At 49.5% G+C, this 20,864-nt stretch carries 19 protein-coding genes; 10 read left to right on the forward strand and 9 right to left on the reverse strand.

Annotated elements, in window-relative coordinates:
* The first annotated feature begins 2 nt into the window (after positions 1–2).
* Positions 3–1,031 (forward strand): hypothetical protein, encoded by a 1,029-nt coding sequence (locus tag R3I13_RS00380; RefSeq protein ID WP_346315918.1) that lies wholly within the window; start codon positions 3–5, stop codon positions 1,029–1,031.
* Positions 997–3,324 (forward strand): hypothetical protein, encoded by a 2,328-nt coding sequence (locus R3I13_RS00385; RefSeq protein WP_346315919.1) that lies wholly within the window; start codon positions 997–999, stop codon positions 3,322–3,324. The genes R3I13_RS00380 and R3I13_RS00385 overlap by 35 nt, the downstream gene beginning before the upstream one ends.
* 254 nt (positions 3,325–3,578) lie before the next feature.
* Here the strand turns inward: R3I13_RS00385 and R3I13_RS00390 are convergent, their stop codons facing one another.
* Positions 3,579–4,775, reverse strand: coding sequence for a glycoside hydrolase family 88 protein (locus R3I13_RS00390; RefSeq protein WP_346315920.1), 1,197 nt, complete (start codon positions 4,773–4,775; stop codon positions 3,579–3,581).
* A gap of 106 nt (positions 4,776–4,881) precedes the next feature.
* On the opposite strand from R3I13_RS00390, the gene R3I13_RS00395 reads away from it, so the two are divergent.
* Both R3I13_RS00395 and R3I13_RS00400 read left to right on the forward strand, forming a co-directional pair.
* Positions 4,882–5,358 (forward strand): thermonuclease family protein, encoded by a 477-nt coding sequence (locus R3I13_RS00395; RefSeq protein WP_346315921.1) that lies wholly within the window; start codon positions 4,882–4,884, stop codon positions 5,356–5,358.
* 69 nt (positions 5,359–5,427) lie between these two features.
* Positions 5,428–5,901, forward strand: a complete 474-nt coding sequence (locus tag R3I13_RS00400; protein WP_346315922.1) for an acyl-CoA thioesterase — start codon at positions 5,428–5,430, stop codon at positions 5,899–5,901.
* 7 nt (positions 5,902–5,908) lie between these two features.
* Here the strand turns inward: R3I13_RS00400 and R3I13_RS00405 are convergent, their stop codons facing one another.
* Together R3I13_RS00405 and R3I13_RS00410 are read right to left on the reverse strand one after the other, a co-directional pair.
* Positions 5,909–6,544 (reverse strand): redoxin domain-containing protein, encoded by a 636-nt coding sequence (locus tag R3I13_RS00405; RefSeq protein ID WP_346315923.1) that lies wholly within the window; start codon positions 6,542–6,544, stop codon positions 5,909–5,911.
* A gap of 169 nt (positions 6,545–6,713) precedes the next feature.
* Positions 6,714–7,283 (reverse strand): YceI family protein, encoded by a 570-nt coding sequence (locus R3I13_RS00410; protein WP_346315924.1) that lies wholly within the window; start codon positions 7,281–7,283, stop codon positions 6,714–6,716.
* A gap of 112 nt (positions 7,284–7,395) precedes the next feature.
* On the opposite strand from R3I13_RS00410, the gene R3I13_RS00415 reads away from it, so the two are divergent.
* Positions 7,396–7,794, forward strand: coding sequence for a helix-turn-helix domain-containing protein (locus tag R3I13_RS00415; protein ID WP_346315925.1), 399 nt, complete (start codon positions 7,396–7,398; stop codon positions 7,792–7,794).
* Between the two features lie 2 nt (positions 7,795–7,796).
* On the opposite strand, the gene R3I13_RS00420 is transcribed toward R3I13_RS00415, so the two are convergent.
* Both R3I13_RS00420 and R3I13_RS00425 read right to left on the reverse strand, forming a co-directional pair.
* Entirely contained in the window at positions 7,797–8,378 is a 582-nt protein-coding gene (locus tag R3I13_RS00420; RefSeq protein ID WP_346315926.1) for a TIGR00730 family Rossman fold protein, read from the reverse strand.
* A gap of 72 nt (positions 8,379–8,450) precedes the next feature.
* The gene (locus tag R3I13_RS00425; protein WP_346315927.1) at positions 8,451–9,038 is read right to left on the reverse strand and encodes a hypothetical protein; all 588 of its coding nucleotides are present in this window, start codon (positions 9,036–9,038) and stop codon (positions 8,451–8,453) included.
* Positions 9,039–10,073: 1,035 nt separating this feature from the next.
* Between R3I13_RS00425 and R3I13_RS00430 the strand changes: the two genes are divergently transcribed.
* The 3 genes from R3I13_RS00430 (at position 10,074) to R3I13_RS00440 (ending at position 12,114) form a co-directional block, all read left to right on the forward strand.
* On the forward strand, positions 10,074–11,036 hold the full coding sequence (locus tag R3I13_RS00430) for an AraC family transcriptional regulator (protein WP_346315928.1): 963 nt from the start codon (positions 10,074–10,076) through the stop codon (positions 11,034–11,036).
* Between the two features lie 186 nt (positions 11,037–11,222).
* Positions 11,223–11,699 carry a MauE/DoxX family redox-associated membrane protein gene (locus R3I13_RS00435; RefSeq protein ID WP_346315929.1) on the forward strand — a complete coding sequence of 159 codons (477 nt, stop codon included), beginning with the start codon at positions 11,223–11,225 and terminating at the stop codon, positions 11,697–11,699.
* 136 nt (positions 11,700–11,835) lie between these two features.
* Complete coding sequence (locus R3I13_RS00440) at positions 11,836–12,114, forward strand: hypothetical protein (protein ID WP_346315930.1); 279 nt, start codon at positions 11,836–11,838, stop codon at positions 12,112–12,114.
* Positions 12,115–12,131: 17 nt separating this feature from the next.
* On the opposite strand, the gene R3I13_RS00445 is transcribed toward R3I13_RS00440, so the two are convergent.
* The 4 genes from R3I13_RS00445 to R3I13_RS00460 form a co-directional block, all read right to left on the reverse strand.
* Positions 12,132–13,523 carry a RagB/SusD family nutrient uptake outer membrane protein gene (locus R3I13_RS00445; protein WP_346315931.1) on the reverse strand — a complete coding sequence of 464 codons (1,392 nt, stop codon included), beginning with the start codon at positions 13,521–13,523 and terminating at the stop codon, positions 12,132–12,134.
* A 3-nt stretch (positions 13,524–13,526) separates the two neighbouring features.
* Positions 13,527–17,114: a SusC/RagA family TonB-linked outer membrane protein gene (locus tag R3I13_RS00450; RefSeq protein WP_346315932.1), complete on the reverse strand. Its 3,588-nt coding sequence runs from the start codon at positions 17,112–17,114 to the stop codon at positions 13,527–13,529.
* 210 nt (positions 17,115–17,324) lie between these two features.
* On the reverse strand, positions 17,325–17,858 hold the full coding sequence (locus R3I13_RS00455; protein WP_346315933.1) for a sigma-70 family RNA polymerase sigma factor: 534 nt from the start codon (positions 17,856–17,858) through the stop codon (positions 17,325–17,327).
* A gap of 511 nt (positions 17,859–18,369) precedes the next feature.
* Positions 18,370–19,518, reverse strand: a complete 1,149-nt coding sequence (locus R3I13_RS00460; RefSeq protein ID WP_346315934.1) for a FecR domain-containing protein — start codon at positions 19,516–19,518, stop codon at positions 18,370–18,372.
* 335 nt (positions 19,519–19,853) lie between these two features.
* Between R3I13_RS00460 and R3I13_RS00465 the strand changes: the two genes are divergently transcribed.
* Together R3I13_RS00465 and R3I13_RS00470 are read left to right on the forward strand one after the other, a co-directional pair.
* Positions 19,854–20,222, forward strand: coding sequence for a hypothetical protein (locus tag R3I13_RS00465; RefSeq protein ID WP_346315935.1), 369 nt, complete (start codon positions 19,854–19,856; stop codon positions 20,220–20,222).
* Positions 20,222–20,845, forward strand: a complete 624-nt coding sequence (locus R3I13_RS00470) for an N-acetyltransferase (protein WP_346315936.1) — start codon at positions 20,222–20,224, stop codon at positions 20,843–20,845. Before R3I13_RS00465 ends, R3I13_RS00470 begins: the two co-directional genes overlap by 1 nt.
* Positions 20,846–20,864: the final 19 nt, after the last annotated feature.

Genomic DNA, 20,864 nt, shown 5'->3' on the forward strand with positions numbered 1-20,864 from the left:
GCATGAACGTACGTACGATACTGTTATGGAGCCTCTTACCCTTGTGCATGGCCTGTTCCCGCCCCCGGGAAGTGCACCGCGCATTTTATTTCTGGAAACAGCAATATGCGCTGTCCCCACCTGAGAAGGCCGCGCTGCAGGACCTGCACGTCAGCAGGCTGTATGTGAAATGTTTCGACGTAGCCTGGAATGAAATAAATCGTACAGCCGTTCCCGTTGCCATCGCGGATTTTAAAGAACCTTTTCCTGACAGCCTGGAAATTATCCCGGTCGTATTCCTGATGAACGAGATCTGGCAACAGAAAGATACCGGCTGGGCACAGCTCATGGCAGAAAGAACAGCTTCTTTGCTGGAAAAACAATGCATGCAGATACCGCCGCGGCAGATCAAAGAAATACAGCTGGACTGCGACTGGACGCGTACCAGCCGCGACCGGTATTTCAGTTTCCTGCAACAGCTCCGGCGGCAGCCTTTCTTCGCCAACCGCCAGCTCTCGGCCACTATCCGCATGCACCAGGTGAAATACACCGGCAGCAGCGGCGTGCCGCCTGTAGACAAAGGCCTGCTGATGTGCTACAATATGGGCGACCTCCGCAAACCCGGCGACCACAATTCCATCCTGGACATGGAAGCGCTGCGCGCCTACACCGGGCCGGACAGGATCACCAATTATCCTTTATCTTTGGACCTGGCGCTGCCGCTCTTTGAGTGGAACGTGCTGTTTCGCGATAAAAAATACGCCGGCTTGCTGCGGCAGCTGCCGCTCAGCAATACGCAGCTTTTCCGGGAAGACGGTGATCATACCTACACCGCCCTCCGCGACACGGCGCAGCAAAACGTACTGATCAGGCGGGGCGACGTGGTGCGCCACGAAAGCTGTCCGCCGGAGCTGCTGCAAAAGGCAGCACGTCACCTTAGCCGGCAGCGGCAACCCCACACGCCGGCCATTATATTTTATCACCTTGATCCCATCATCCTGCAAAAGTATTCACTGCATGAACTGGAAACGATTTACCATATTTTTGAGTAGCTGCCTCGCATTGGTGCTCAGCGGTGTTGCCTATGTGTTTTCCTGCGGCCCGGAACCGGACCCGTATGACTACTACGCAAATTTTTATAACCCCAACATTCCCGCCCAACGAGGGTTTGAGCCATTTTACTATACGGCTCTCACCGATTTCTACGGCAGCGAGATCTCCGAAGAAACACTCAACCTGGAAGAATGGAAAAAGTTCTTCGGCGGTAAGATCCCGGGAAAAGACCTCAACGAATTTATCTACGGGTTCTCTCGCGGGCAGATGAGCAACCTGTACATGCACATCGAAAAAGGCGCCGCACTCCAGCTGGCAGACAGCGCGAGGCTCAACGCCCTGACGCAGCATTTCATCAGGTCGGCGGATAAAGAAACGCTGGGCTACCTCATGTTTGCCAAACAATGCGAGCCATACGTAGAAGGGCCTGCAGGCTGGGATGAGGTGAAAAGGGATTCCCTTACCATGATCAAACTTTCCCGCAACGGCGTGCAGCTCTACAAAGCCTGCAAGAACCCTGATGTCCGCGAACGTTTTGCTTTCCAGAGCATCCGGCTGGCACATTACTGTAACGCCTATACGCAGGCGCTGCAATATTATGATTCTCTCACCACGCCCGCCGGCTCCACCTCGCTGATCCATTACAAGATCGAAGGGCTGCGCGCGGGCGCCCTGCGCCGCACCGGCAAAAAGGCCCAAAGCGCCTACCTCTTTTCCCGCATCTTTGAAAACGCGCCATCGCAGCGGGAAATGGCTTACCGGAACGTGCATTATACAGATGCATATGAAAACTCCGTGCTGCCGCTCTGTAAGAATAACCGGGAAAAGGCCACCGTGGCGGCTATTTATGCGCTGAAAACGATAGATGTGAATACGGAAGGCCTACGGAAAGTATACAGCCTCGATCCGCAATCGCCCATGCTGGACGTATTGCTGAGCCGCGAGATGAATAAGCTGGAAGAAAATTACTTCACCAATATGCTCCGGGAAGAAGCGAACCAGCATGCGTACTACTGGACGGAAAAAAAGGAGGACCAATCGCCCGTTCTCCAGGTGCAGCAATTACTGGACGAGCTGGCCAAAGGCGGAAAGGTAAAAGAACCCGCGCTGTGGCATATCTCTTCCGCCTACATCTCCGCCATGCTCAAAGACTTTTCCGGCGCCCGCAGCCGGCTGGCGGCCGCTTCAGCCCCCAACCTCCGCCCCGCGCTGAAAGACCAGCTGGAAGTGGTGAAGCTGCTGGTCACCATCAACGAACAACCCACCATAGACGCCGCTTTCGAAAACAAGCTGCTGGAATCCCTCCGCTGGCTGGATACCAAATCCACCGGGGCACGTGATAATGTCTACAACCCCAGTGCCGCCGAAATGGATACCTTCTATTACCAGCGCATGTACCGCAACCTGCTGGACCTTATGATTGCCACGCGTTATACCAAACAGGACGACCTTGCCCGCAGAGCGCTCATCCTCGTGAAAAGGGACCAGGTGCTGCCTTACAGCTACAGCTACTACAGTGTAGCCGGGAAGGATTATATGCAGGATTCCCTTCAAACCCAGCACCTGCTGGCCTTGTACAATGGCTACCAGTCAAAGAAAAAAACGCCGTTCGAGCAATACCTGTATGAGCAGCTTAATATGGACGATAAAGAGATCGGTGAAATGATCGCCGTGAATTATGTGCGGGTACACCAGTTCCAGGACGCGGTGGAATGGTTCAAACGCTCCGGCAGCAGCCGTTCTGCTACGCTGGTGTTTACGCCGCAACTGGAAGATTATGGGTATGACGACGCCGATTCCACCAAACTGCCCGTCATCACCCAGCTTCAGTTTGCAGAGCGGATGGCGGAGCTGGAAAAACAAATGAAGAAGAAACCCGACGCCAAAGCGTATTTCGAATACGCCACAGGCCTGTTCAGCATTTCATATTACGGGCATTCTTACCAGTTCTCCGCCAATTACCGGCCCAGCACCGATTGGTATTCAAAGGAAGACGACAAATCGCCTTCCCTGAAACAATACTTCGGTTGTTACCGCGCGGAAGAATACTATAAAAAAGCCGCAGACGCCGCAACAGATAAGGAATTCAAGGCACAATGCCTCTACATGGCCGCCCGCTGCGCGCAAAAACATCTCCCGCACGAGGGCGACCAGGAATGGGCCTGGCTGGCGATGAATAATCCTTACTTCCCGGAACTATATAAAAACTACCAGGAAACGGAATTTTACAAAGAACGGCTCACCCAATGCGCCTACCTGCGCGACTTCCACAGGTCGAAACCGAAGTTGTAACGATACAGGAAAAAGGGTCAGTTCGAAGAAGTCTGTCATTTCATAAAAAGCCCGTCATTGCGAGGAGCAACAGGAAATCCTATGCAACAGGAAGCGCGACGAAGCAATCTCCAAACATCGGGCATATCAGTCCGAGGAAAGAGATTGCTTCGTCGCCCCACCCACTTTGGCTCTGCTGCTCCTCGCAATGACGGGCTTTTCTTTCCACTTCGTTTTCCCTTACACGTTAGCCCTGCGACTTCTGCAATGACAGTTCAGAGATACCATTTTTTATACCGCAGCAAACCCTCCAGGAAATAATAATCCGCGTAAGTGAGCGGTACATCCACTTCTGAATTGGCGAGGAAGCTGCCCACACTGTTCTTCAGCAGGAAGCCGCCATTCTCGCCCAGTTTGGCGCGGTATGCATCCGATGAAAGGGATTGCAGCATCACCGTGGCGGCGTCCACGTAGCGGGAGCGTTCCCTGCCGGTAGTGTACTGGCCCAGCTCCAGCAGCGCTGATGCGGCAATGGCGCCGGCGGAAGCATCGCGGGAGGTGGGTATCTGCGGGGCATTGTAATCCCAGTAAGGGATCTTATCTGCCGGCAGGTTAGGATGGCTGAGGATGAAGTTGGCAATATGCTTGGCCTGGTTGAGATACTTTTGGTCTCTGGTGAAACGGTACATCATCGTGAAACCGTACAGTCCCCAGGCCTGGCCGCGGCTCCAGGCGGACGTATCATGCGCGCCCTGGCCATTCACTTTTTTGATGATCTCGCCATTGTCCAGGTTGTAATCCACGATGTGGAAAGTACTGTAATCGGGGCGGTAATGATTTTTGATAGTAGTGTTCGCATGAATGAGCGCAATTTCCCGGAACCGGCTGCTGCCGCCGTTCTGCGAGGTCCATAGCAGTTGCTCCAGGTTCATCATATTGTCGATGATCACGGGGCAGTTCAGGTTGCTGCTTTTGTTCCAGGATTGTATGGACTTAATGGACGGCCGGTAGCGGGTGAGCTGGTATACTGCCGCTGTGTCTATCACGTCTTTATATTTTTTGTCGCCGGTAATGCGGTAGGCATTGCCGAAGCTGCAAAAGATCATGAACCCGATATCGTGATTGCCGGTGTATCTTTTTTCTTTTTCCAGGATGGTCAGCCTTTTTTCAGCTTCGGTTTTCACGTCCGGGTCTTTGGTGTATTCATAGAGATACCAAAGCGTGCCAGGATAGAAGCCGCTGCACCACCATTCGGTATCGGAGGTGATGGATTTGCCTTTGGCAAACGAGCGGGGCATACGGTCTGCAGGGGTATTGGCTTTCAGCACCTGGTATTGTTTTACGGCAAACTGCATGTTGTCGTCTATAAGCGCAGCCATTCGTTTTTTGGCTGCTGGTTGTGCAAGGGAGACAAGGGGCAGCAACAGTGCAGCTATGACTGTTGCCGTCAATTTTTCAAAAGTGGAATGCATGTTTGATATGTTTAAGCTGTAAACGGTAACGCCGCCCGAAGTGCAAACGTTTGCATAAAAATAATAAACGAGAGGGAATATCCAAGGAAATTTTTAATCTTGCAACATGCGCATATTATTAGTACTCATGCTGGTCCTGGGCAGCGTTATCGCCAGGGCACAGACCTATACCGGGAAAGTGACGGCGGTGAAAGACGGGGACACGATCGAAATGCTGGTGAATGGCAAAGCAGTGCGCATCAGGCTTTTTGGGGTAGACAGCCCGGAGAAGGGGCAGGCCTTCGGAGAAAAGGCGCGGCAGTACACGGCTTCCCTTTGTTTCGGCAAAGTGGTGACGGCGAAGCAGCAAAGCCGCGATCAATACCGGCGCGTGGTGGCGGAAGTATATCTTCCCGGCGGCGGGAGCCTGAACCTCCAGCTGGTAAAGGCCGGTTATGCCTGGCAGTACACCCAGTTCAACAAAACCAGGGAAATGGCGCTGGCGCAAACCGAAGCAAAGGCCGCACGCAAAGGGCTCTGGCAGGATGCGCATCCCGTAGCGCCCTGGGTATGGAGAAAACAGCGCAGGAGCGCGGCGAGGTGACCAATAAAATGCACTTCATGCAACACCATACCAGTAATTAATATCGTGATCACTCATTAAACCGATAAAATGGAACAACCGCAACACACCGTCACCCTCCGCTTCCTGGCAGAACCTTCAGACGTCAATTTCGGGGGGAAAGTTCACGGCGGCTCCGTGATGAAATGGATAGACCAGGCGGGCTTTACCTGTGCGGCCAACTGGAGCGGGCAATACTGCGTGACCGTGTATGTAGGCGGCATCCGCTTCTACAAGCCTATTTCCATCGGCGACCTGGTGGAAATATCCGCTTCCATCATCTACACCGGCAATACCAGCATGCATATTTCCATTCATGTATTCGCCGGCAACCCGCGGCAGAAGGAGAAAGAGAAAACCACCCATTGCATCATGGTGTTCGCCGCGATCGACGAAAAGGGCAAAACCGTGCCCATTCCCAAATGGGTGCCGCAAACGGACCACGACCGGAGCATGGAAGAATATGCCCACCGGCTGATGGACCTCCGCAAGAATATTGAAGATGAAATGAAACCTTACCTGTAAGGAAAGCTTAAGCGATCGCGCGGCTCAGCGCCTGGGCCTGCCCTGCGGTGTAAACTTCAGACAGCAGTTCCCGGCGGTTGATCACACGGTCGAAATAACGGTCGGTGAAGTCGTAGGTGATACGCTGGCTCTGGCCTATTACGTAAATGGCCGGCAGCGGCGCATTTTCCTCGAAGCCGGAAAGCCGGTCCCAGAGGGGATCTGTTTCAGCATAAATACCGGCACTGCGCGCTATCTGGTGGCCGCGGTCCTGCGCCAGGGGGAAAGTGATGCTGTATCTGGCTACTACTTCTTCCAGTTCCTTACGGCTATCCGCCGAAACTACCAGCAGCTGCCCTCCCATTACCTGTATGTCCGCATAAAGGTCCTGCAATTCTTTAATGTATTTTTCACCGTACCCGTTCCAGTGAATAGAGAAAAATGCCAGCACCAGCGGCTGGTTCAGCAGTTCGCTGCCTACAATGTAGCTGCTTTCACGGTTCAGGAACTGGAAAGGGACCACAAAATCCTCTTTGTGAAGGTTGAACAGCGGCAGGGTGTGACCGGCGGAAATAGGCTTAATGGGGGTGTTATCCTGCGGTTTGGTGCGGCGGATGTCGTAGCTGAGGGGCAGAAAGTCTGCATATCGGTTAATCGTACGCATATGTTCTTTTTAAGGTTGGTATGACTTTAATAAACGGGTATCGTCATGCAAATATAGGGAGAAATATTTATTATCCTACTAATTCTATAGACTTTATCTAAAATATTATCCGGGAATAAAAAAACCCGCCATGGTGGCGGGTTCCAAGATCATGTCCTTTTGCCGGGGTTTATTCTTTGCCAAACTCACCGTCTGCCGTGATCGCGATCTCGTCGCTCAGCATGGGCGGCTGGAATTTGCTACCGATACCGAAATCGGAGCGTTTGATGGTGCCGGTGGCGCGGAAACCTGCTACAGGCTTCTTGTTCATCGGGTTCTCGATGGTGCCGCGGTACCAGAGGTCCAGGGTTACGGGTTTGGTAACGCCATGCAGGGTGAGGTCGCCGGTAACCTGGTATTTGTTCTCACCGGTCTTTTTCAGCGAAGTGCTTTTGAAAGTCAGGGTGGTGTTGGTAGCCGCGTCAAAGAAATCCGGGCTTTTCAGGTGGTTGTCGCGCTGTTCGATGCCGGTGTTAATAGAGCCGGTCTGGGCCGTGAGGTTAAAGGTAGCGTCGCTGAAATCAGCCTTAGTGGCGGAAACAGTAGCGGAAAAGTCTTTAAACTCGCCGGAAACAGTGGAAATGCCCATGTGCTGCACGTCGAATTTCAACTGGGAATGCGCTTTGTCCGACTTCCAGTTCTGAGCAAAAGTGCTGAGCGAAGCTGCCAGGAGCAATACGAAGCAGGTAATCTTTTTCATGTTGTGTGTTTGGTTTTAAAAAGGAATGCAAACTTATGTACATTTGCTTACGCTTGGTAAGTAGTTACCTAAAGGTAAGCACTTACATCCAGGTTAGTTAACAATAGTATATATGTTAAAGTTACAAACAATTTCAGCAGAATGGGAGACCTGCTCCGCTTTGAGCTCAGTACAGGACGCATTGTATGTTTTGCACGGCAAATGGAAGCTGCCCATCATCGTGGCGCTGAGCTCGGGCAACAAACGGTTCAACGAGCTGCAGAAAACAGTGAAAGGCATTGCGGCCAAGGTATTGAGCCATGAGCTGAAAGAGCTGGAACTGAACGGCTTCGTGCTGCGAAAGGTACATAACACCACGCCGGTCGTGATCGAATATGAACTGACCGACTACAGCAATACGCTGGGCGCCGTGGTGAATTCCCTCCGGGAATGGGGCACCATGCACCGGGAGAAGATCCGCAGCCAGCTGCGCCAAACGGCGGAGCAGCATGTGCCGGTGGATGCGGCCTGACGCTACACTTCCTCTTCCGTGATCCATTTGCCCACCAGCGGCGGCGTGTATTGCCGCATCTGTTCCAGCACCTGCAGGATGTCTGTACCGGTGAGCAGCATGCGCTGGTTCTCCGCTTTCAGCAGGCCTTCGCCGGTCATGTGCTGCAGCAGTTTCACCAGGTGGTCGTAATAACCGTTAACATTCAGCAGTGCGATGGGTTTCTGGTGAAGGCCCAGCTGCGCCCAGGTGATCATTTCAAAAAGCTCCTCCAGGGTGCCGTAGCCCCCGGGCAGGGCGATCACACCGTCGCACAGCTGGTTCATTTTTGTTTTGCGCTCGTGCATGGTTTCCACCATGATCAGTTCCGTGAGGCCGCGGTGGGCAATCTCTTTGGCCCGCAAAAAATCCGGCAGCACGCCGATCACTTCCCCGCCCGCTTCCAGCGCCCCGTCCGCCACAGCGCCCATCAGTCCTACATTTGCGCCGCCGTATACAAGGCGGATGCCTTTCTCTGCCAGCGTTTTCCCCACGAGGTAAGCCAGGTCCATATACACCGGGCTAAAACCAGGGCTCGACGCGCAAAATACCGTGATACTTTTCATAGGATAAATATAAATTAAAAAGGCCGTCCCGGCTGAGCAGGACGGCCTTTCAAGACTATCTTAACGCAGAATTTATTTTGTTTCCTTCAGGATGAATGCGCCCAGTTCCTTGCCGGCTTTGGCGTAAGCCTCCCCTATCCTGACGCCGGAAGCGATGTCGCCCAGGGCACCGTTGCCCGTGGCGTCTTCCACCCGGAGCTTCACGAGGGCCTTGGTGGGAGCCGAGGCTTCCACGATCCATACTTCCGCGTCCATCTTCGGCGTTCTGCTGGTGATGGCGCCGCCCGGCTCAAGATGTTTGGTTTTGAAGATCAGCTGGTAACGGGCATCCGGGTAGCTGCCGGCCGCTTTCTCGGATTGTTTGATGAATTCGGCAAGGAACCTTGGCTCGTAGTGTGCCGTGCGGTCGTTGTACCAGCCTTCTTCCCAGGCATTGGCGGAGCCCAGCGACCGCTTCTCCGCGTCAGCGCGTTTCTTTTTTACATAGTTGGCTTCACGGCCCAGGTCGCCCACGGTCATCTTGCTGTAATCGAACACGATATTAAAAGTATCTATGCCTTTAATGGCCGCCATCTTTCCGCCGGCCAGGGTTACTTTCTGGGCCCGGGCACCGGTGCAGGCGAGGCCGGCAAGCATCAAGAATATGATCCTGATCTTCATAAGTTCAAGGGTTTTTAGAGACGATAAATGTAATACATTCTGCTTTCAAAAATAAAAAGGGCGTACCCCGTGAGGATACGCCCGTACGAGCTGCTTTCTGCGATGTAAAAAGGTTGATTTTCGTTTACGCGTTACTGGTAGTGCGTTCAAACAATTAAGAGTAGCGGTTATTCATACGAAAGTCTTATCCGCCGCCGGGGCGGCAGGTGTATCATCGGTCATCAATGTGCATGGAAATATTATTCGCGGAGCAGCGCGTATTCATACAAAAACAATAAAGAATTAATAAAGGCAGCTTAACGCGCACAAGATAATACCCGGAAGATGCAACCGCGTTACAGGCCGCGGAAAAGTGATGCAACCATGACAGAAAAAAACACACCCGTTAAAGACCCTGCGCCCATAATGAATGATCCGCCTGAAAGCCGGCGTTCCTCCTCTTCCCTTTGATAAAACCTCCGGCAAAGGCATGACCGGCTCCTTTAAAAGTCATCCATCCACATGACATTAACATGACAATAACATATAATAACGTGAACGCCTATACTACGCTGGAAACCGGGCTTAGCGGGCATAAACGTGCCGGGTGTTTTCCCAAAGTTTCCAGGGAAGCGCCGGTTGTGGAAAAAATTCCTCATTGGGTCACTTTCCGGGGGACCGGCTACTTGCAATTGCGGAGAAAATGAAATAGCTTGTCTGCCGAAACATCTGCTGTAAGGCTGACGGCAGTACCGCCAGGGCACAGCGTTCATGGGAATGATCCAGGCCATATTGAACGGTTCCTGCAGGCAGCATGCTTTCAGTAATTCCCGGTGGCTGTTTTACCGGAACCGAAAGGCCGGTGACCCGTACCCGGGGGATGAGCTTTAATATTGTGAATGTTCTTTTGCGTACCTGCCAAACAATTCCCACTGCGGTATTGTTTCAGTAGGATATGAGAACCGGTGTATTCACACCCGTTTCAACCATTGCCTGCCCATATTTTTTCTGCCGACTAGCTTTAAAGACTGATTCTGTCACTTAATTCCTGCTTCCATGCCTTTGAGTCAAACCGAAGGAATCCTGCTGGGACCTGGTTTCCCATTCAGCAGAACGATTCCCGCCAACCAGCCGGCCGGCCGTGTTCAGGATGCATGTGCAACATATAGCCGGCATGCTGCCGGGCAGATACTTGCCCAGCAATTTTCAGATCAGTACACCTGCGGATGGCTGTATGATCTGGAAACCACATCCGCCTTCACCATCCCGGTGAACCTGCCGCAAACCTCGGTGGTGATGATCTACGCCCTGGAGGGCAGCGTAACGCTTCAAACCGAACAGCACAGCCCGCTGCCATTGCTGGAACAGCAATACAGCCTGCTAAGCCTTCAGCCCGAGCAGCACAGCCTGCGCCTGCAGCCCGGCCATAACCGTTTGCTGCTATTGCAACTGGGCCCCAGCATCTTCAGCCAGCTGGACGAAACCTGCATCAGCAATCCCTACGAAGCGCCGCGCACCGGCATCATCAACGCCGCCAGCAAACGCCAGCTGGCCGAGCTGGAACAGACGCAGCTTACCGGGGAAATATGGCAGCTGAAACGCCAGGTACTGCTGCTGGACCTGCTCTTCAAAACGCTGGACGATATGGGGGCAGCCTACCGCAAGGAAGATCCCAGCATTTATCACCGCGATTACCCACTATACAAAAAAATAAAAGATTACATTCGCGACAATATTGATAAGAAATTATCCATCCAGGTACTCTCCAAACGTTTCGGGATACCGCCCACACAGCTGCGGCGGGGCTACAAAAAAATATTCCATCACCAGCTCGCCGACTACATCCGCGACCTGCGGCTGGAAAGGGCCCGCAGGCTGCTGGTAAGAACGGAACTGCCGGTGCACGAGATCGCCTGGGAAGTAGGATATGAAAGCGCCGCGGGCTTTTCAAGGATGTTTTCCAATCATTATAAACTATCGCCCAGCGACTTCCGGAGAGAGTTGGTTGAAGCCTGCTAAAATTGCAAAGGATTCGGTCAAATCGGCAACCGGAAAATCATTTTGAGAATTTAAATTTACATTAGAGGTCGAGAGAAAACAGCAGGCATGAATAATTTGAGAAACCGCACCATTTTTTCATACGCATCCAATTCGTTAGAACGTATCAAGCTCTTTAGATTGTCCAACTTTAAAAAACCATATTCTATGCACCGCAAATGGATTATGGAGATTATCGTCCTCCTTTTATTTTCACTTTTCGTATATGCGGCTACGACTAAACTGATGGATTATAAGGTCTTTCTTTTCCAGATGAACGACCAGCCTTTCGACGACAAGTATTCATTGGCATTGGTTTGGGGCTTACCTGCTTTGCAATTCATCATCGCCGGCCTGCTTATTTTCAAAAGAACTTTACTGTCGGGATTATATAGCTCTTTGATATTGATGTTGATCTTTACGGGGTACATAGCGCTGATCAAGCTGAACTTCTTCGATCATGTGCCATGCTCCTGCGGCGGGGTGATACCAAGTTTTACCTGGATGCAACATCTTTATTTCAACTTATTTTTTGTATTCATCAGCGTGATGGGGATCGTTCTCCACCGCCGCTATCACAGAAACGCTCCGCCTGCCTATGACCAGATTAACATTATTGCATCTACACATGCATCTACACACTAGGTTTTGGAAGCCGTTCCTATTCTAAAAAAACTGGCTTCCATTTTTTATTTCTACTCTTCAGTTTATTTTTACACTCTCCATTTATTACACGCTCTAATTATTACTCTCTAATTATTTTTCATTAAAATCATGTGACATGAAACAGATTAAATTGGCTGTATTGGCCATATGCCTGCTTACTGGTATTGTGGGGGCGTATGGGACGTCGAAGAAAACCGTAAATCTTTATTATGTTCAACCGGGCGCTCGTACAACTGATCTTACAGCCGTAGTAAGTGCAACACCTCCCGCACCTTCGTGTTCTGGTGGTACAAGTTTTCCATATCTGTGTAGATTTTCAACGGGAGAAACTTATTTCCCAAATGATGAAGTATGGATTACGGAAGTTTCAATTGTTAGTACTTACAATCAATAAGGAACAAGTCATATTCACTACCGCTCATTTTGAGCTATTCCCGTCCTATCAATCTCGTTTTGAGGAATAGGGTAAACATATTTGGGATCGTTAGGTGCTAATGTAAAAACTTCTCCCTCTACAATTCTTGTAATATAAGTGGCAAATCTGGGATCGATATTAAGTCGTCTTAGGTCTTGCCATCTTATTTGAGACGTAAAAGGTAGTTCCTTTCTTCTCTCAGCCAAAATTTTAACTAACAAAGTATCACTGTTATCAGTTTCATATTCTACAAACCTGCCTTTTTCATACCGCTTGGATAGTAGTAAATTTAAATCACTGAGCGAGGCTTGAATATTATTCAGTCTTGCATTGCATTCAGCACGTGTTAAACATACTTCATTTATTCCAAGTCCACAAAAATTCAATGTAGAGCCAGAATATGTACCTCGAAATTTAACTTGACTTAGTCCAACTTGTTCATAAAAATATTTTCGCCGAAGATCGCTCACATCATACGATTTATACAGTACCGTATCGACAAAACCATATCCAAAATTGTAGTCTGGTATTATTCCAGTATACCCAATACCTTCGCTATAAAATATTACTTCTTTATTCCCTGTTGTAAAATTTGGAAATCGATATTCCAATAGCAAAGACGGCACTCCGTCATTAAAATCCAGCAATTCCGCACCATTGCTTAGCACTGAATCTGAAAAATCTCTTGCCTTTACATAGTTTCCCATATTTAGATAAACCCTGGCCAACAACGCATAACTAGCTAATTTCGAAGGCCGGGATTTGTATTTAGGTATTTTAGGCAATAATGAAGCTGCAACCAAAAGGTCGTCAACAATTTGTTTGTATGTAGCATCTAGACTTGCTCTCTGCTCAATTTCATAGATATCAGAACTCAGCTTCAAACTTAATCCGAGGTCAACAGATGCTGTCTGGCTGCGGTAAGGTTTGCAAAAAATACTTGCAAGCTCAAAGAACATTATAGATCGGTGAAATAATGCCTGCCCCATTACATTATCAAATTCAATCTGTTCATTGGAAGTGATCTTAAGTTCCTTCAACCCATCTAACACTATATTTGCAGCACCGATCTCTTGATATCCAACAGTATAATCAGTTGACAATCTGTCTTCGAAGATATCCTTCTTCCAGATATAAGCGTTCTTCTCAGTAGGGGCGGTAAGATTATAATACTGTTCATTTAGATAATAGTTATCGCAACCCAGCTGTCCGATACTCGTGTAACTAGAATTAAAAATCAAAGTATTATCAAGTATTGCCTGAAAATCCGCAAGCTTCTCAAGTATTTTGTCATTGGGATCCTTCCGAATATCCAACCAATCATTTTGTTTCTTGCAACTTATGAAAGATAAGCACAACAAGCTGGCGAATGTAAACAACTTAGTCATTGATCATAATTTAACTGTTAAACCAAAGACAGCCGAAAAAGGGGTAGGAATGCTTACGGTACTATTTTGATTAGATAAATCCGGATCGAGTTTGTGCTTGTTTGCACGCCAAATAATTCCCAAGTTATTCAGATTTACATAAAATTCAGCAAAGTCCACCGGAAGCTTGGGTTTCCCCGATCTGGAGAAGTTATATGTGATACGAATATCCTGAAATCGAATATGGTCACCTCTTTCAACCAATACTTCAGACAACTGATAAAAAGTATTCCTCGGATCGTTAGCAGGATACCTTAGAGATGGAACATACGTATTTAATTCATCACCGGGTTGTTTCCAGCTGCTGGTGTAATCCTTGTGCATACCTTGATTTAACATTCCGGTATAATTAAGGTTTACAGAAGTTCTCCTGAAATAATAACCCAACTTAAAAATTAGGTTCCATGAAAGCGAAAATCCCTTATAGGACAAATCATTTCTAAATGAGCCAAAAATTGTCGGCATACCTGAGCCATGATAAACAAGACTATCTGGATTTGTATTTTTTAGTATTGCAGTATAGTCTTTACTTTTCAGGCCATTAACATACCCAAGCGGATCGCCATTCTCTGGATCCAAGCCTGCCCATCTATAGCTCAAAATGCCTTTCAGTGGCTTTTCCTCCACATTTAAAATTGTCAGATATGAGTCCTTCAACATCAAAGCTGCAACAGAATTAGCCGGCAACTCAATACTTGTAACCTTATCCTTTAATGTGCTAATTATCAACGTAGAATTCCAGCTAAGTGGTTTTTCCACAACCTTTCCAGAAATGGTTATATCAAATCCCTTTGTCATTGTACCTGCCGAGTTCAAGTTAGCAAATCCAAAGCCTGTTTGAGGAGCCAATGGCACTCTTTGAATCAAATCAATACCCTTCTTGAAGTAATATTCAATGGTTGCATTTAATCTATTCTTATATGAAACATCTAGCCCCAGATTAGTTATCTGGATACGCTCCCATTGAAGACGTTCATTTGCAGGATCATTAATCGAATAAGCATCAGCCCCCGTGAGCGGATCAGTAAATTGTCGTCCTATCAAATAGGCAGTTCCATTATATATATTACCATTTTCCCCGAAAGAAGCCCTCAACCTGAGGTTATTGATCGAATGCGCTTTAAAAAACTCCTCTTCATGAATATCCCAACCTACACCGGCGGACCAAAATGGCGATATTTTATCATTCACCCGTACTCCAAACAAATTTGTCCCATCACGTCTTGCACTGAGATTCAAATCATATTTATTCTTAAAACTATACTCGATATTCGTGTAGTAAGAAATAAATCTATTTAACACTCCAGGATTGCTTCCACTAAGCCCCACCGCAGTTTCAATTGTTGATGTCCCAGCCGGATTTAACGGATAAGACGTGTTTCCGCTATATGCCGAAGAAGGCGGACCGTTTTCGTTAGTATAACCTATTGACCTCCTTATCGAACCTTCAGCTTTCAACTCCCTCGCCTCCGCGCCCAATATCGCCCCAACCGTATGATCACCATACACCTGCGAAAAATTAAGATCCCCCCTGACGCTGTTCGTTCTCCAATCAAAATCACCTATCTCCATGATCCCGCCTTTCGGCAGGTTATAAGTAAACTCCCGCGTAACCCGGTTGTAGCCAGCGAATTTATTAATGAGGTTTCTGGTATAATAAGTATTTTCATCCCAATACCGCTTTGCGTAAACAATCTGCTTCTCATTCTGGTAGTGCAACTGGGCATGCAGCGATTTTGAGAAATTATACTTCAGAGATACCTTTAAGACCAGGTTTTGAATAGCTACATTCTCAATTTTATTCCTCATCTCGTCCAGCGGTCTATATCGCCAATCCAAAAATCCCAGGTTCTCTACGCTATCCAGATAGATAGCCCGGTAGTCTTTCGTTACGGGAAGCGCTTTCCCGTTCTCATCTGCCAGCCTGGAATAGGGATATAGGTCGTTATATCTCGGCGTTCCGACTGTCAACCCGCCATACCTTACATCATTCCCCATATCCGTATTACTCTGGCTGAAGTTCAGGTACGTCCTTGCTTCCATCTTCTTCACCGGTTTAAAGGAATTCGATGAAATTACCGTGGTGCGGTTGCGGCCATTATTCACGAGATTATCCTTACTGCGGTCATGCCCCAGGGAAAGGTAATATGCGAAATCCTTGTTACCGCCTCTTACGCCAAGGGAATATTGCTGGTTAAACATCCGCTGGTACGAATATTTATAGATCTGGTCGCGCAGGTCGTACTTTTTCAGCTCGTTCAGGCGTACTTCCGCTTCGTCAATTGAAATTTCATTCGCTCTCAGCTTTGCCAATATCTCCACCGCGGGCGATACCGCCGGGCGTGAGTTCCGGTTTGTCAGGTCGCTATTGAAATATCCCTTGTCAAACAAAGTCCTTTCCACTTCGATGTAATCTGAAGCGCTCATGTAGTTCGGGTCGTAAAACAGGTTGGGTTTCGCTCCTATCGTAAAGTTCATGTTGTAGTCGATCTTCATCTTCTGGTTGTACTTTCCTCTTTTGCTGGTAAGCACAATCACGCCGTTGCCGCTTCGCGCGCCCCAGATGCTCGCTGCAGCCGCATCTTTCAAAACTGTAATGGATTCAATATCATTAGGGTTAATGTTCCTGACGTCTCCTTCATACGGGAAGTTGTCCAGGATCAGCAAAGGATTTGCATTGACCTGGTTAGGCGATAAAGTGTTGATGCCCCTGAGCGCCATGCCCGTATAATTGATCGTTGGCATCTTTTGAATGAAATACATGTTCATGGTCTGCGCCCTCAATGTCAGCAAACCGCTCGTCACTCCTTCCAGCCTGTCCAATATGTTCGGGCTCGGGTTCCGGTTCAGCAGCGCGCTGTCTATCAACACGAAAGACCCGGTGGTGCGGGCCTTCGGCAGCATCTGGTAACCCGTGGCCACGGAGGTTACTTCTACCGCCGCGATCTGGGATACGTTGGGTTCCATGTGGAAGTTGACGATCTTTTCATTGTCCAGGCGGTACTGGCGGCTGAGGTAACCGATGGAAAGCACTACGATGGTGGAGCGGGGTGGGATCTTCTCCAGCACGTACCGGCCATTTTCGCCGGTGGTGGTTCCGCGCAGGGTGCCTTTTACGATCACGGTGCTGCCGGGCAGCGGGTTGCCCAGCGTGTCTGTCACAAACCCGGTAACGGAGACCGTCTCTTCTTCTTTCTTTTCCACAACGGCAGGCTGGTCGCCTTCTTTGATAACGATCTGGCCTTTTACGTATATCCAGGTCAGGCGCTGGTCGCGGGTGATCTTTTCCACCACTTCTTCGGGCGTGGCTTTTTTAAAACTGACCTTTACTTTCAGGTCGGGACTTATGACTGATTGTTCGAAGTTAATGTGAACGCCTGTTTGCCGGCGTACTTCGGTGAAGAGGTCTTCGATGCGGTAAGTGCCTTCAATGGTGCATGTTCCGTCGCCGCGCACCTGTGCCTGCAAAGCGGTGCCCATGCATACCAGGACGATACCCATTATCAGTTTCCCCAGGAAAGCAGCGGCTTTACACATCGTATTTATTCCCACAGGTGTTATTGGTTGATCCGTTACGCTCCAAGCCAGGCAGCTGTTCTCCGGGACGTACGTAAATATTTCTCATTCTGATTTTCGTTAAACGTATGCAAACGGGATTAAACCTACACTTTATTAACTATATAAAATAAACAAAATCCTACGCAAAGGATAGGATTCTGATCTTTTTGGCTTAAGCATTAATATTGTAACAGCTGGGAAAACTCATTTCAGGTGCTTCAGCATCCCCCGGAGGCTGCGCAATGCGAACTTAACGTGGCTGCGGACCGTCTCCATTTTCAGGCCCATTTCATCGCCCACCTGCCTGTACGTTTTCTGGTGTAAATGCGCTTTGATAAAAGCAAGCCGCCGCTGCTCGGGCAGGTCCTGCACCGCCTCGTTGATCTTGGTCCTTAGCTCCCAGGCCTCACCCAGGTCGCTCATGTCATACTGCGGCGCGGTTTCGAGATAATGGGCTTTCTTTTTCTCCGCCGTTTGCAACTTGCGCTGAAGACTGAGACAATTATTCCTCACGGCACAAAAGATATACGATTTGTGCTTCTCCGGCGGAACATTCGCAAGATGGTCCTTTTCCCATAAGACGATAAAGGTATCCTGTACTACATCCTCCGCTTCCCAATAGTCATGCAGAATTACCTGGGCTTCAACGATGAGCACCCGCCGGTACTGGTCAAACAGCTGCTTAAGCGTTTCCAGGCTCCGCCGGTCATCGTTCGGTGTTGTGCATTCTTCACGCATAGCGTCGTTGATCTTTTGGGTAAAACGTGAAAATTAAAAAATGGACATCGATAAAACTCCTTTCCCTTACCCGGGGAAGGAGTTTTAATCGTAACACTAAAATAGTAAATAGATTCTGCTTGCGTTCACTGAAGATAGTGAAATTTGCACAGTAAGAAAAAACGGAAGATGTTAATCTTCGGTTAATAGCCATAGGATACGGTTGTAAAAAATTTGATCCTGCGGCTTTTAATGGTTAACTGGGGAAAAGAGGCTAACAATTTATAAATCAACGAATTCTATCTGTGTTCTTTACAATTTCTATATGATACCCGATCCGGGATAATAATTCACTTGATTCCTGCAGCAATTCCATCAACTCCTCCCGCAAATTGGCGCCGTTTTCACCCGCCCTGTACGCAAAGTCATCCCAACTGAGGTTATCAGACAGGAAGATGTACTGCAACCGGTTTGTGAGATTCGTGTTGTCCATAAAACAATTGATTGTTATAAGGTCAAATAATTGTCTTTTTTAGAATATATGCAGCACATGCCCCTCCACACGATACTGGAATCCCTTGGATACCCGCAGTATCTCCATAAAATCACCAATAGGTTTGTGTTTGTCCAGCTGAACATGAAAACGCAGGCTGTTCAGCTCCGGCCTATCCACCCTCAGCTCCAGGTCGTACCAGCGGTCCAGCGCCGTAGCGATCACGCTGAAATCCGCCCCTTTGAAATATACCACCCCTTCCATCCAGGCCAGGGTTTCCGTCGGTTCAAATTTCTGCACCCGGGTTTCGCGCCCCTCGTCCCAGATAGCCTCCTGCCCGGGGCGGAGCACTACCTCCTTCCCGCTATTGGAGGTTTTCACGGCGCCGTCTACCAGCGAAGTGATCATATGCCCGGGTTCGTAAGCATTCACGTTGAACGTGGTGCCGAGTACCTGCACTTTGCCTTCGGGCGTATGCACGATAAAAGGTTTCTCCGGATCCGCGGCCACATTGAAATAAGCCTCGCCGTTCACTTCCACTTCGCGCGTGCTGCCGGTAAAGGAGAACGGGAAACGGAGGGTTGACATGGAATTGAGCCATACCTCGGTGCCGTCGCTCAGCCGCACTTTATAATCCAGCTTCGAAGGCACTTCCAGCGTATTCATCTGGCCGCTGTTGTTGAATTTATCCTGGAAATGAAGGGCTTTCGCCTCGTATACCAGGTCTACATCCCCCACTTTCCGGGAGCCGTTGTTCTCTAAACTGATCGTTTTACCACCGGCCAATTTAAGCCGCACATCCCGGGGCCTGTCCTTGATCGTTCCACGGCCGGCGGAATAGTTAATAGATTGTTGTTGCACCGTATCGTACCGGAGGTAAGCGCCCAGCCCGATCAGCACCGCAACACCCGCCGCGGCCGCCCACCATACCATGATCCTTGTTTTGCGGGTAGCGTCCTGGCTGTTCATGACATGCTCTGCCAGCTCGTCCCACCGTTTGCTGGTAGGCCGCTCCTTCAGGAGGTTCAGCATTTCAGGGCTATCGTACAACTCTTCCAGCTCCTTGCACATTTTGCGCACCATGGAGTCGTCCATGGCGGCTTCCAGCTCCGCTTCCTCTTCCTTAGAGAGCCCTCCCGCCAATTTTTGCAGGTATAACTGCCGGATATGTTCGAGATCTGCTTCCATAAACTTACAAGGGTGTTATATTAAAGATGGATTTTGAAACCCCGCAGGGTGTATCTGAAAATAAATTTTTCTCATTTTGACAGGCACCCTTCCATTTCTGAAGGGTAGCCCCCTGCCCGGCCCGCCGCATCCTTTTTCAAAAGGCCCGCCTGTATTGCATTTCCCGGTTTTAACGAAGTTTTGCCCCCGCCCGGAACGCCTTTTGGCATATGCCCCTCAAACCTCACCACCCATGAAACGCATGCTTTACTTTACAAACCTGGTCACCGGCATGGTAGCCGTTACATTCATCGCGCTCACGCTTGCCTGGATTTTCTAAAAATATATTAAATAAGATGATAAATCAATACGAAGTGCCTGCTTTAATTGAAGACGCACTCCCTGAACTTAAAAAACCGCTGCACCAGTTCCCCGCCATTTTTCATATTTATGAAACGGTGCAGTGCCTGGACCACTACCTGATCCGCCAGCTGCGTAACAAAAATTACGCCCTGCTCGAAAAATGCCTGCAACTGACAGGCCGCCTCTACGAAAGAGGAAACCCGCTGGTGAGGAACGCCGTAACCCGGATCATCGTGCCCGATCTTTCCAAAGAGCACCCGGCGGACAATATCAGCCGCATCCGGCTGTATTCTCTCATCCCGCCTTCGATCTATAACCTTTACATGCAGCATCACCTGCATTTAAACACCGACAACGCATAATGGACCACTCATCGAAAACAGGCGACCCCGTCGTCACCGAAACCCTGGCGCCTGCCGTGATACCCGGCACCGCCCAACAGGAAGCCATCATTGTACGCCCTGCGGAAGCGGGAGACGTGCAATTTGCCGAAGCCATCACCGCAGAAATGGAAGCCTCCGCCAAAGCGCGCGGCACGGGCATCGCCCAACGTTCCGTGGCTTCCATTGTACAAAAGATATTACAGGGCAAAGCCGTGATCGCCCTCACCGCCAAAGGCATCTGGGCCGGCTTCTCTTACCTGGAAACCTGGGAGCAGGAACGGTTCGTGAGCAACAGCGGCCTGATCGTTTCCCCCGCTTTCCGGGAGAGAGGGGTGGCAGCGCTTATCAAGCAGCAGGTGTTCCGGCTTTCCCGCGCGCTGTACCCGGCCGCAAAAATATTCAGCATTACCACCGGCCTGGCCGTCATGAAACTGAATACCCGGCTGGGATTCGAGCCCGTCACCTTTGACGCGCTCACGCAGGACCCCGCGTTCTGGAAAGGCTGCAGCAGCTGCGTGAATCACGGCATCCTCTGCTCCAAAGGCGGTAAGAACTGTCTCTGCACCGCCTTACTTTTCGACCCTGCCCGGCATGCCGGGTAATAACCCAGCGTAAAATACA

The organism is Chitinophaga sp. YIM B06452 (assembly GCF_039655965.1).
Classification (GTDB): domain Bacteria; phylum Bacteroidota; class Bacteroidia; order Chitinophagales; family Chitinophagaceae; genus Chitinophaga.

Excerpts from the sequence above, each read along its gene's own strand:
- R3I13_RS00380 (WP_346315918.1), top strand. The coding sequence starts at position 3 with ATGAACGTACGTACGATACTGTTATGGAGCCTCTTACCCTTGTGCATG.
- R3I13_RS00385 (WP_346315919.1), top strand. The coding sequence starts at position 997 with ATGAACTGGAAACGATTTACCATATTTTTGAGTAGCTGCCTCGCATTG.
- R3I13_RS00390 (WP_346315920.1), bottom strand. The coding sequence starts at position 4,775 with ATGCATTCCACTTTTGAAAAATTGACGGCAACAGTCATAGCTGCACTG.
- R3I13_RS00395 (WP_346315921.1), top strand. The coding sequence starts at position 4,882 with ATGCGCATATTATTAGTACTCATGCTGGTCCTGGGCAGCGTTATCGCC.
- R3I13_RS00400 (WP_346315922.1), top strand. The coding sequence starts at position 5,428 with ATGGAACAACCGCAACACACCGTCACCCTCCGCTTCCTGGCAGAACCT.
- R3I13_RS00405 (WP_346315923.1), bottom strand. The coding sequence starts at position 6,544 with ATGCGTACGATTAACCGATATGCAGACTTTCTGCCCCTCAGCTACGAC.
- R3I13_RS00410 (WP_346315924.1), bottom strand. The coding sequence starts at position 7,283 with ATGAAAAAGATTACCTGCTTCGTATTGCTCCTGGCAGCTTCGCTCAGC.
- R3I13_RS00415 (WP_346315925.1), top strand. The coding sequence starts at position 7,396 with ATGTTAAAGTTACAAACAATTTCAGCAGAATGGGAGACCTGCTCCGCT.
- R3I13_RS00420 (WP_346315926.1), bottom strand. The coding sequence starts at position 8,378 with ATGAAAAGTATCACGGTATTTTGCGCGTCGAGCCCTGGTTTTAGCCCG.
- R3I13_RS00425 (WP_346315927.1), bottom strand. The coding sequence starts at position 9,038 with ATGAAGATCAGGATCATATTCTTGATGCTTGCCGGCCTCGCCTGCACC.
- R3I13_RS00430 (WP_346315928.1), top strand. The coding sequence starts at position 10,074 with ATGCCTTTGAGTCAAACCGAAGGAATCCTGCTGGGACCTGGTTTCCCA.
- R3I13_RS00435 (WP_346315929.1), top strand. The coding sequence starts at position 11,223 with ATGCACCGCAAATGGATTATGGAGATTATCGTCCTCCTTTTATTTTCA.
- R3I13_RS00440 (WP_346315930.1), top strand. The coding sequence starts at position 11,836 with ATGAAACAGATTAAATTGGCTGTATTGGCCATATGCCTGCTTACTGGT.
- R3I13_RS00445 (WP_346315931.1), bottom strand. The coding sequence starts at position 13,523 with ATGACTAAGTTGTTTACATTCGCCAGCTTGTTGTGCTTATCTTTCATA.
- R3I13_RS00455 (WP_346315933.1), bottom strand. The coding sequence starts at position 17,858 with ATGCGTGAAGAATGCACAACACCGAACGATGACCGGCGGAGCCTGGAA.
- R3I13_RS00460 (WP_346315934.1), bottom strand. The coding sequence starts at position 19,518 with ATGGAAGCAGATCTCGAACATATCCGGCAGTTATACCTGCAAAAATTG.
- R3I13_RS00465 (WP_346315935.1), top strand. The coding sequence starts at position 19,854 with ATGATAAATCAATACGAAGTGCCTGCTTTAATTGAAGACGCACTCCCT.
- R3I13_RS00470 (WP_346315936.1), top strand. The coding sequence starts at position 20,222 with ATGGACCACTCATCGAAAACAGGCGACCCCGTCGTCACCGAAACCCTG.